Here is an 11,134-nt window from a genome sequence, read left to right as displayed (position 1 = left end):
TTACAACGTCAACGCCCGATAACATATAAGGTGTATATCTTATTGCCGTCAAGTTGCTGATAATTTATTCTAGAAGTGACTAACATGCTTTCCATCGTCTGCAACTTAGCCTTACTATAGATTAAGCAACCAACAAGGATGACGCGAGTGCTAAAAATAGCCACAATCTCAATCAGCTTATTGCTGCCTTCAACGGCGTATGCAGTCCTACCCATCGACAACATTACACTTCCCGAAGGCTTTGAAATCTCCATTTATGCAGAGGGTGTCGACAACGCTAGACAGATGGCGTTAGGCGACAAAGGTACACTGTTTGTCGGCAGCCGTAAGGCAGGTAAAGTACATGCTGTAATTGATAGCAATAATGACTACCAAGCTGATGCTATTATTGAGATTGCCAGTGACCTCTTCTTACCATCAGGCATCACCTTTCATCGAGGTGACTTATACGTCGCGGAGGTCGACAAGATTTGGCGTTATCGCAATATTGAAGCTTTGCTCCCCAAAATACCTGAGCCAGAACTGGTTTATGACAAGTTACCGAGCAAATCGCACCATGGCTGGAAGTTTATTCGCTTTGGTCCAGATGGCCTGCTCTATATTCCAGTAGGCGCCCCCTGTAATGTATGTGAGAGTGATGCGCCTTTTGCCAGTATTATCAAGCTCAATGTAGATACTAAACAGAGCATCACAGTTGCTACAGGTGTTCGTAATAGCGTAGGGTTTGATTTTCATCCCGTTACTGGCGATCTATGGTTTACCGACAACGGCCGTGACATGATGGGCGATGACTTGCCTGACGATGAGCTTAACCACCTATCAACAACTGGGCAGCATTTTGGTTTTCCTTATGTTCATAATGCCGACATCCTTGACCCGGAGTTTGGAGACAAAGCCGGTAACATTAACAACCGCCCACCAGCGCTTAAGTTAGGTGCCCATGTCGCCGCGTTAGGTATGGAGTTTTACCAAGGTAAACAGTTCCCTGCGAGTTATAAAAATAACATCTTCATTGCTCAACATGGCTCTTGGAACCGTAGCAACAAAGTCGGCTATCGTGTTGTTAGTGTCAAACTCGATGGCAACAAAGTTGTTAGCTCAGAGGTCTTTGCATTTGGCTGGTTACAAGGGGAAAAAAGCTGGGGACGGCCTGCTGCAGTGCTAACTTTGGATGATGGTTCCTTACTGGTATCAGATGATGCTGCCAATGCCATTTATCGCATTAGTTATACAGGAAAGTAGCCCAGTGTTATCTACTGCGCATACCGCTAAAGCGGGCAAGAATAGACCTTACATGATGGCACCCAACAAGGCCGCCAGTCGTCCACCTTTAGATTTCGACAAGCATTAGATTTAACCCTTATCAATATCAGTCAATTGAAGTCGGCCAAATTTTCGGTCATCATACATTCACTATGGACAGCTTTACGGCATCATCGACTTAGGATGCCGACAATAATGGATCTTCGATAAAATGAAAAAACTCCTCGCCATTTTTTTAATCCTCTGCTCATTCATGACTCACGCCGACTTTGACAGTAAAGCATCTATCTATGCAGATTTACTCACTAGCCAGAACTTACAGAACGTGAAACTGGGGGCTAAATCGCTACATCATGACCTGCCAGATAACGTTCAACTGTGGGACTTAGCCGCATTTACAATTTGGTCGATGAATCATAATGGCAATAAAGAAGATGATGAGTTTGACGATACAATCTCTTGGCTAGCCAAAGCTATCGGTGAAAGCAAAAATGGTCGATATCAACAGCTATTGAGCTCACAACTTAAACTAGCCCAATCAAACAAGGTAAAGCGCTACTTTAAGGCAGCGATTAAAGATCTTAAAAACACTGAAGTCGCACAATTTGATGCGACTGAATATACAGCGCATATAGCTCCGATTAATGGCAAACATATTCGTGCCACGGCAGATAATTTTGCAAGAATAAAAACCGGTGACAGCTTAGAGGTGGTGTTGTCGTTACTTGGTCAACCTGATGGCGTCGGCCAGTATATTCGCAGCTACAGTCGTCCTTTTATTGGCCGCCAGACGTTTCAGAATTTGCGTCTTTCCTATATCAATTTTGGCTCAATGGAGCTGAGATATGAGGAGACTCACTGGATAGTTGATCTTAAATCGAAACAGACCGATGCCGATATCTCTGCAGTTGCAACAGAATATCGCGATCTGCTTTCTCGCCTTGTTAGCAATGATGTCACCCAAATCCGCACTGCAGCTCGAGAAGCAATCAAGTTACCGTTAACCGATCAAGCTTCACTCGATCATATCGCACAATATATTTGGGATAATCAAGACACTCAAGATGGGCATTTTGCAGATTCACTAGCTTGGCTATGCAAGGTGCTAAGTAACAGTAAAAATGGTCGCTATAAAGAGGTATTGGCGACACTGGCTCAGAAGCCTATTCATAAGAAAATAACCCGTTATGCCGCCAATTCAGCCAAAGGGCTAACGAGTGAAAAGCCATTCTTTACACCTGCAATAAAATCGCAAACTGCAGATACGGCGCAAGACGCTAAGCTTTAAAAAAGTAACCAAGAGCAAAATACAAAAACCAGCCTTGCAGCTGGTTTTTATATTTAAATAACGCGTCAAATTACTTAATAAAACACACCTTAGCACCACCGCGGTACTCGCAATAGCAATCTACTGGATTGGCGGCGCAGTAGCGCTGCTCATCTTGCATAGGATTGGCATTTACCGCTGTAACAAGTCCTACACCTAGAGATAGTGTTGTCAGTAGTGCTAGTATTTTAGCTTTCATAATCATCCTTAATTAAGACCAACCGCAAACATCTAGTCTAGTCAATTTATTCGCGTCGATTGACGCGCTACCAGATCAGAATAAACGACAACATCTAGGCAAAACAATAACCTAAAAGGCTAGTTTATGATGGTTGCTCTTTAGTCGGTTTACTGTCGACAATAGACTCAAGTAATGCCCTAGGATTCATTAGTTACAACAGCTGCCACCTTCTTGAATTGGTGGACACTTAACGGTGCCAAAAGAGCAGTAAACACAGCAATCACCAGCCAAAGGTTTAAAGATTTTATGGCAAAACGTGCATTCATAAAAATACTGGCAAGCATCCGTAGGCATGACTTCCTTTTTCTTAGCACCGCATTCAGGACAGGTAACTATCGATTCTAGAATTATATTGACCATTTGAACCTCGATATTTAACTATTTAGCAGCTCCAGTATAAATGAACACACCAAAGCTAGATAAGGGGCGAGTGACGAAAGGCCGCCTTAATAAAGTTTTTAAACGCCTTCGCCTTAGGTGAAAGCGGTCCGCCAGAGTAAACCAGATACAAATTCCCAGGCTGAGTCGATTCCCAATCCGCAAGGATCGGCACTAATTCACCACTGTCGACATAAGCTTTTTGCACTGACGGTGACATCAAGGCGATGCCCCCGCCCGCTAATGCAGAGTCAGCTAAAAAAAGCGTGTCCTGACAAGTTATGTGGCCCTCTAAGTAGAATACCTCTCCCCTTTCAGCTTGCTGCAGTGGCTGCATGCCGATGCTGATACCAGTTCCAAAGGTCCGCGGCAGCAGTAACCTATGATGCTGCAGTTCGCTAGGGTGTTTTGGCGTACCGTGGTTTTCAAGATATTGAGGACTAGCGGCAAACCCAAGACAGACTTTAGCCAGAAGTAGTGCACGATGACTCGAATCAGGTAAATCTCCAGAGGAGAGCCGAAAAGCAAAATCGATCTGATCACCCTGCAGTGACAAAATATCCGTTGTCATAATCATATCGACACTAATTTGTGGATACTCTTGGGCAAAACGCCCCAGACAATCTCCCAGCTTCAACGTGTTAGCAAGTCCCTGCACTACCGTCACTCGCAGATGCCCCTGTGGTGTCACCCGCTGTTCAAGTAACTCACCTTGAGCTGCATCCAATATCTCTAACGCCTCTACTGCTCGCTGCCGATAAGCCATCCCCTCTACCGTCGCTTGCGCGCGGCCGGAGCTGCGTTGAATTAAGGGGGTTCCCAACTTATCTTCCAAGCGAGAGATACGTCGACTCACAGCACCTTTGGTTTCCGCCAACTTGGTTGCTGCGGCGGTAATTGAACCTTGATCGACAACAGCGCAGAAAGCGCGCAGGTCACGCAAATTGATATTGGTTTCCAATTTAGCAACTCTGTGTTGGTTATTTGCCATCTAGTATCACATTACCGCAACCGCTAATCTAGGGTTATCTTTTTGCAGAACAAACAAAGTGAAATATGATTATGGCTGAAATTAAGAGTAATTTACTCGTTCTTGGGGGCTCTGGTGCTATTGGGCAAAGGGTTATTGAGTATGCAGTTGCGCGCGGTCAGCAGGTGACTGTTATTGTGCGGGACAAGGCCAGTGTGGCCCAGCATAAGTCGATCAAGGTCATTGAGGGTAACGTACTAGACGAGGTGATTTTAACACAAGCGATTAGAGGCCAAGACACGGTGATCTCCTGTTTAGGTATCAAACGTAAAAATGGTAAAAACCCATGGTCAGCGCTAGTATCGCCAAAAGACTTTACCGAGCAAGTTACTAGCAAAGTACTCAAGATAATGGGAAAAAATCAGGTCGAACGTTTTATAGCAGTAAGCTCTGCAGGAGCAGCTGATAGCAAGAAGAATGGTAGCTTCGCAATGAACTGCTTAATTCAGCTCAGTAATGTTAAATTCTCAATCGCCGATCTTACTAATATGGAGCAAGTCATGCAACAGAGTCAGCTCGATACTCTTGCTGTTCGCCCAGTTGGCTTGACCGACTCCCAAGAGCCACAGCAAGCAGGCATAGTCGATAGCTATGGTCTGTCATCAACCATCTCCAGAGCCGAGGTGGCCAAATGGCTATTAGATGCAGCAGCCAGACAAGATCGCTTTAGCCAACCAGCAGAGCTGATAGCAACTAACTAATAGCAACTTAGATTAAATCCAACCTTAGAGGAACTCTTCAGAGCTAGAACTTATCACAGCCAGCTCTTTCAAATAGAGCGAAATCTCGAGCTATTATTGACCAAATAAAGAGTGTGATTAAACGTTATAGCTTCTAGCATGTTCGGCTTGTTCAACAATAAGAAGAGGCAGCGGCAGTATGTGGTCTCCTCTTATTGTATGTTTGTTTACGACTTAAAAAGCACTTGTCCACTGTTCAGTATCAACGAACCAACGCTCCTCATAAATTTTGTGGTCTTCAAACCTGAACAGAACTGACAGTTGCGAGGCTGTGATCTTATTGGATTTCCACTCGACGATCGAGACGACCTCACCCTCCCCTTCAATCTGTCGCAGCCCTGTAATTTCGAAACCTGGCGGAAGGATCCCTCCAAGGCCATCTAATGCAGCTCGAAACTGCTGTCGACCACTGAGAATATCAGTTTGACCCGGCATGATAAATGTCATTTCATCTACGTAATCTGCAACTAATAAATCGAAATTTCCATTCCCAACAGCGTCCCAACCACGTTGTACTATGTCAGCTAAGCTCATTGCTTTTCTCCTAAATCAATGGGTAGTAATTCACTATAGAAGCTAACTACTCATTGTAGGAAACACTGAAACATTGCGCCCTAATAATGAGCAAATATTTGTACACTGAAATGTTGAATGCGGCGGAAATAGCCAGCGGTATGCTGTTCGTTCCAATGCCCTTTTAGGCTTACTTTTTGGGAGATAATGCAGCCTTTCTAGCTAGAGACGATATTTCATCGGTCAAGTCATCATCGAATGAAAATGAATAAACTCGCCATAAAAAAAGCAGCTAAGCTGACGCTTAACTGCTTTCTAATCTAGGCTGAGTCACTTAGCAAATGGCTTAGCGACTCAGCTTGTTATTAACGATTAGCCTTGTGGGCGCATCGCAGGGAACAAGATCACGTCACGAATTGTGTGCGTGTTAGTAAACAGCATAACCAAACGGTCGATACCGATACCTTGGCCCGCAGTTGGCGGTAGGCCGTGCTCTAATGCGCGGATATAATCTGCGTCGTAGAACATCGCTTCATCATCACCGGCATCTTTCGCATCAACTTGCGCTTTAAAGCGGTTGTCTTGGTCTTCTGCATCGTTAAGCTCAGAGAAACCGTTAGCCACTTCACGGCCACCGATAAAGAACTCAAAACGGTCAGTGATGAAATGGTTATCATCGTTACGACGTGCAAGAGGTGAAATATCCGCTGGGTAGCCAGTAATGAACGTAGGTTGCATTAACTGAGGCTCAGCCGTTTCACCAAAGATCTCTTCGAGTAGTTGACCACAAGTCCAGAACTTCTCGATAGTCATACCAAGGCTCTTAGCCAAGTTACGCATAAACTCAACGTCTTTAACCTCTTCATAAGTCATAGACTGAATCGTTTCGTTGTCTGGGTTATACTTTTTAATCGCATCCAACATGCTTAAACGAGCATATGGACCACCGAAATCAACAGTATGTTCACCGTATGGAAGCTGCGTTGAACCACAAAGTTCAGTTGCGATTGAACTTAGCATCTCTTCAGTAAGATCCATTAGATCGTTAAAGTCAGCGTAAGCCATATAGAATTCCATCATGGTGAATTCTGGGTTATGACGTGGTGATAGGCCTTCATTACGGAAGTTACGGTTAACTTCGAATACGCGCTCAAAACCACCAACTACTAGACGCTTAAGATATAGCTCAGGTGCAATACGCAAGTACATCGCCATATCAAGTGCATTATGGTGAGTCTCAAATGGACGTGCGGTAGCGCCACCAGGAATGCTGTGCATCATTGGCGTTTCCACTTCCATGAACTCTTTTTTAATCATGAAGTTACGGATAGAAGAAACCACTTTAGAACGCATGATGAAAGCATTACGCGACTCTTCGTTAACGATTAAGTCAACGTAGCGTTGACGGTAACGGGTTTCTTGATCTGACAATCCGTGGAACTTCTCAGGCAGTGGACGCAGTGCTTTAGTCAGCAGCTGGTACTGTTCCATATTCACGTAAAGATCGCCTTTACCTGAAAGGTGTAGCTTACCGGTCACACCGATGATGTCACCGATATCGAGACCTTGGAAAGTCGCTTTAAGATCTTTTTGAACATCTTTGCCTGCATAGGCTTGGATGCGGCCAGACACATCTTGGATAACCAAGAATGGGCCACGCTTAGCCATTACACGACCGGCAATTGAACGTTGAATGTCCATGCCTTCAAGCTCTTCTTTTGTGTGGTTACCATATTCAGCTTGAATATCTGCCGCTTTATGTTTTCGATCGAAGTTGTTCGGGTGACCGTTTGCAGGGCAGTTGGCGCGAATGTGCTCTAACTTGGCACGGCGTTCTGCAATTAACTTGTTCTCATCTTGTGTTTGTTCAGTCATCTTCTTCTCTCGTTAAAGGCCAGATTTAAGGCTAGCTTCAATAAACTTGTCCAGATCGCCATCTAAAACGCTCTGGGTATTTCGGTTTTCAACACCGGTACGTAGATCTTTAATACGTGCATCATCGAGCACGTACGAACGGATCTGGCTGCCCCAACCAATATCTGATTTGGCATCTTCGGCGGCTTGCTTATCAGCGTTCTGTCTCAGCATCTCTAGCTCATACAGCTTCGCTTTTAACTGTTTCATCGCAGCATCACGGTTCTTATGTTGCGAACGGTCATTCTGACATTGCACCACAGTATTCGTTGGCACGTGAGTAATACGAATCGCTGATTCGGTTTTGTTCACGTGCTGACCACCCGCACCCGAGGCGCGGTAGGTATCAATTCTGAGATCCGCTGGATTGATATCAATCTCAATCGAGTCATCAAGCTCTGGATAAACAAATACCGAGCAAAATGAGGTGTGACGCTTGCCAGATGAATCAAACGGTGATTTGCGCACTAAACGGTGTACGCCAGTCTCGGTGCGTAGTGAACCGAAAGCATACTCGCCGGTAAACTTAATGGTGGCGCCTTTAATACCGGCAACATCACCGTCAGTCACTTCAATCAGTTCAGGCTTATAGTCGTGAGCATCGCCCCAACGTAGGAACATACGCAGCACCATATTGGCCCAGTCCTGCGCTTCGGTTCCGCCAGAACCTGACTGAATATCTAAGTAACTATTTGATATATCATGTGGACCAGAGAACATACGGCGGAATTCGAGTTCCTCTAACCGTTTCTCAAGATCATCTAATTCACCACTTGCATCATTGAAGGTTTCTTCGTCATCCTCTTCAACGGCAAGCTCTACTAATCCTTGAATATCTTCAAGACCGCTATCCATATCGTCGATAGTTTTGACGATTGCTTCAAGCGATGCACGCTCTTTACCTAGCGCTTGGGCATTTTCTGGGTTGTTCCAAACTTCTGCACTCTCAAGCTCTCGGCTAACTTCTTCTAGACGCTCACTTTTGGCATCGTAGTCAAAGATACCCCCGAAGAAGGTCGGTACGGTCAGCGAGCTCCTTGATTTTGAACTTAACTGGATTTACTTCAAACATGATTTAATCAACTTTTAATGAGTTTATTGACACTAGCAAGCCGCAGATAAACACCCGCGTCATTGTCTTAAATATATTCATTTCGATAACCCACTATTTTAACCTATGCATGGATTGAAGCCTAGCCGCAAAACCGATCAAAATAGCAATTTTACTCAACAATATTAGCTTAAGTGTTAAAAAGTCACTTTTTGTTTAGCCTAGAGCCATCCCATTACTGCTGTGTCATTTACTTTTAGCCAATCGACCTCTGAAAAGCTAATGCAGGTTAGATAAGGGCATATCCCCATCGGACTTGAAGATGCAGGATAGGTATAAACTCAAAATCTGCAAACTGACAATGCCATTACTATACTAAAAAGATTATTCAGCACTGAGGTGTTAATCAAGTAATGCAGCCCTCACACGACCAAACGCAGACATGTCGCTATCATGAAGACAACACCCACACCTGCCATGAGGCAGCAGGTGATTCTGGCCTATGCTACTGGCATGACCCTAAGTTTATTAAAGATAGAGCGGAAGATATTCAGCAACTTGAAGCGTACGCTAGGCGCGGCGGCCAATTGAGAGGCGTTAGCCTCAACCATGCAAAACTCGCCGGAATCGACCTGGTTCGTCATAATCAAAAAGTCGGCTATGACTTTAGCAATGCCGAGTTGTATCGCGCCGATTTAAGCGGCGGCCACCTATTCAACATCAACTTCAGCAATGCCAGTTTAATGAAAGCAGACTTACGTGAAGCCAATCTGCATTGCGCTAACCTTAGTGGCTGTAACCTACTAGGCATTAAATGGGCCGGCTCGAAGATAGAAAATATGCGAGCAGGTAGCGTATTACGCCAAGAGAAGCTGGCTGAAATGGCTGAGAAAAATGGCAATATAGAGAAGGCCATGGATTATTTTGAACAAGCTGAGGAGATCTATCGTGATCTACGTAAAGCAGCGGAGCGTGAGGGCTTATTTGCCATGTCTGGCGACTATATACGTAAAGAGCTGACCATGCGTCGTCACCAAATGCCTAAACGTTGTTTCAAAAGGTTTTTATCTAAAAGCATTGATCTATTTTGCGGCTATGGCGAAGCACCTTTAAGGGTCATTGGCTTCTCTATGGTATTGATCCTATTTAGCGCGATTCTGTATTTTTTCACCGGGTTGAACTTTGACGGAGAGATACATCAATTCAGCTTAAACAACAGCTTTACCACTAACTTAATGGTTTTTCTAAACTGTATTTATTACTCGGTAGTGACCTTTACCACCCTTGGTTATGGCGACTTCACCCCCATAGGGATCTCGCGCGCCATAGCCGCCTTCGAAGCTTTCACTGGCAGCTTTACCATCGCGTTATTCGTGGTGGTATTTGTAAAAAAGATGACCAGATAGTTGGCCGAAGGCAATAAGCTTTAATCGCTATTCACTCTTTCCAAGGCCCTAATACGCTAGACACTAAACTTCTATATCCCAGTCAGATATTGGTAATCAATAACACCCAAATAACAGATTAAGTAATGGTTCGCTAAAATGTGAAGCGAAGTCAAACAAAGTAAGCTGTTAACAGTCCCACTTTTAATTCTCGCTATAAGCCAGTTACACTTTACCATTAGTTTTATTAATACACTCAAAAGTGACTGTGGCCTTAGGATAGTGACCTAAAATATAAGGCCCAGAGTTTTCGTGAGTATTAATGAGTTTGAACGCTTTAGATAAACTACCACAAAAGCGATTTGCTTCACCTAAAGCTTCTGCGAGTAACGGTTCATCGCCAGATGGGAAAGCACCTTCTTGTCTTGAAATTACAAAAGTATTTTCACCTGCAAGTGTCGGGCCGATAGTTTTAGTAGCGCTACCCTGAAATAGATAATAAGGTTATAAAAGAGAATAATAATTTCTTAAGCATTTGGTTCCATGTTTTAGTTAAATGCAACTGACTTTAGCTCTTGCATTGATAATTTTGAAAAATATCAGTAATGGCCAGCCATTATTAATCAATGCCCCCCATCATAAACCTGAACGCAGCAAGTAACACAAAACGCGGAGGTTTTGGCGTCAGACTGCAAGCGTTGGTCAGCTATGCATGCACTTTTCTGCAATCTCTTGTGCTCTTGAAATATTAATACCATTTTTAAAATCAATAACTAGCTGATGCTCAGATTCATGTGGAACCAGCTGGGGCCTTTGATTATTTTCCTGAGGTTGAACTTCCAACTTTAGTGCATACGTATTTTTATAATACGGCAAATAATTAGATAAATACCCGAAAAAGCAATCTTTTAAATCAGGGTTATCATATGTTTCAACGTATCGGTCATAACTAGATTTACTCAGCGAACTCCATACGCCCCAAGTAAATGGTTCACTTACACCATCTATAGAAATTTCCATTACAGCTCGCACAAAATAGTGCGTACCATCTTCGTCAGTATAAAAACAAAGATCCTCAGTAAGTTTCCCCTGTTCTTTTACATCTTCACTCTGATCCAAGTAGGGATCTGGAGCGTTAAAGCCAAAACTCGGTGAGCCTTCATGGATTTTATCGCATGAAGAGCATTTAAAACTAAATATTCCGGCCATATATGATCTCTAAATTACTGCTAACGTCTTAGTATTTGCGCGTTATACGTTTATCAGGTTAGACCCGTCAGCACGCGTATCAA

Annotated in this window: 11 protein-coding genes; 4 read left to right on the top strand and 7 right to left on the bottom strand. The window is 43.9% G+C overall.

All coding sequences use genetic code 11. The features are described 5' to 3' along the window. The first annotated feature begins 138 nt into the window (after positions 1 to 138). Together JK628_RS04000 and JK628_RS03995 are read left to right on the top strand one after the other, a co-directional pair. On the top strand, positions 139 to 1,242 hold the full coding sequence (locus JK628_RS04000) for a PQQ-dependent sugar dehydrogenase (protein WP_202287986.1): 1,104 nt from the start codon (positions 139 to 141) through the stop codon (positions 1,240 to 1,242). A gap of 232 nt (positions 1,243 to 1,474) precedes the next feature. Then, complete coding sequence (locus tag JK628_RS03995) at positions 1,475 to 2,551, top strand: hypothetical protein (protein WP_202287985.1); 1,077 nt, start codon at positions 1,475 to 1,477, stop codon at positions 2,549 to 2,551. A 70-nt stretch (positions 2,552 to 2,621) separates the two neighbouring features. Here the strand turns inward: JK628_RS03995 and JK628_RS03990 are convergent, their stop codons facing one another. The 3 genes from JK628_RS03990 to JK628_RS03985 all read right to left on the bottom strand — a co-directional run bounded on the left by JK628_RS03990 (position 2,622) and on the right by JK628_RS03985 (position 4,200). Continuing rightward, positions 2,622 to 2,789, bottom strand: a complete 168-nt coding sequence (locus tag JK628_RS03990; protein WP_202287984.1) for a hypothetical protein — start codon at positions 2,787 to 2,789, stop codon at positions 2,622 to 2,624. 189 nt (positions 2,790 to 2,978) lie between these two features. Continuing rightward, positions 2,979 to 3,191: a GDCCVxC domain-containing (seleno)protein gene (locus tag JK628_RS23250; protein WP_237524135.1), complete on the bottom strand. Its 213-nt coding sequence runs from the start codon at positions 3,189 to 3,191 to the stop codon at positions 2,979 to 2,981. A gap of 55 nt (positions 3,192 to 3,246) precedes the next feature. Continuing rightward, on the bottom strand, positions 3,247 to 4,200 hold the full coding sequence (locus JK628_RS03985; protein ID WP_202287983.1) for a LysR family transcriptional regulator: 954 nt from the start codon (positions 4,198 to 4,200) through the stop codon (positions 3,247 to 3,249). A 71-nt stretch (positions 4,201 to 4,271) separates the two neighbouring features. On the opposite strand from JK628_RS03985, the gene JK628_RS03980 reads away from it, so the two are divergent. Next, a complete protein-coding gene (locus tag JK628_RS03980; RefSeq protein WP_202287982.1) occupies positions 4,272 to 4,940 on the top strand; it encodes an NAD(P)-dependent oxidoreductase in 669 nt (222 codons plus the stop codon). Positions 4,941 to 5,153: 213 nt separating this feature from the next. Here the strand turns inward: JK628_RS03980 and JK628_RS03975 are convergent, their stop codons facing one another. From JK628_RS03975 to prfB, 3 genes are all read right to left on the bottom strand, one after another. Further along, positions 5,154 to 5,513, bottom strand: coding sequence for a nuclear transport factor 2 family protein (locus JK628_RS03975; RefSeq protein WP_202287981.1), 360 nt, complete (start codon positions 5,511 to 5,513; stop codon positions 5,154 to 5,156). 351 nt (positions 5,514 to 5,864) lie between these two features. Beyond that, positions 5,865 to 7,367, bottom strand: a complete 1,503-nt coding sequence (gene lysS / locus JK628_RS03970) for a lysine--tRNA ligase (RefSeq protein ID WP_202287980.1) — start codon at positions 7,365 to 7,367, stop codon at positions 5,865 to 5,867. Positions 7,368 to 7,379: 12 nt separating this feature from the next. Beyond that, positions 7,380 to 8,478, bottom strand: a protein-coding gene (gene prfB / locus JK628_RS03965; protein ID WP_202287979.1) for a peptide chain release factor 2 whose coding sequence is annotated in 2 segments (ribosomal slippage) — positions 7,380 to 8,402 and positions 8,404 to 8,478 — 1,098 coding nt in all. Because the reading frame shifts where the segments join, the coding sequence is not laid out codon by codon here. A gap of 392 nt (positions 8,479 to 8,870) precedes the next feature. On the opposite strand from prfB, the gene JK628_RS03960 reads away from it, so the two are divergent. Then, positions 8,871 to 9,863 (top strand): pentapeptide repeat-containing protein, encoded by a 993-nt coding sequence (locus tag JK628_RS03960; protein ID WP_202287978.1) that lies wholly within the window; start codon positions 8,871 to 8,873, stop codon positions 9,861 to 9,863. 681 nt (positions 9,864 to 10,544) lie between these two features. Here the strand turns inward: JK628_RS03960 and JK628_RS03955 are convergent. Beyond that, entirely contained in the window at positions 10,545 to 11,051 is a 507-nt protein-coding gene (locus JK628_RS03955; RefSeq protein ID WP_202287977.1) for a DUF2199 domain-containing protein, read from the bottom strand. Between the last annotated feature and the right edge of the window lie 83 nt (positions 11,052 to 11,134).

It is taken from the genome of Shewanella sp. KX20019, from assembly GCF_016757755.1.
In the GTDB taxonomy this organism is placed as follows: domain Bacteria; phylum Pseudomonadota; class Gammaproteobacteria; order Enterobacterales; family Shewanellaceae; genus Shewanella.
This window is presented reverse-complemented; position numbering and strand designations above follow the sequence as displayed.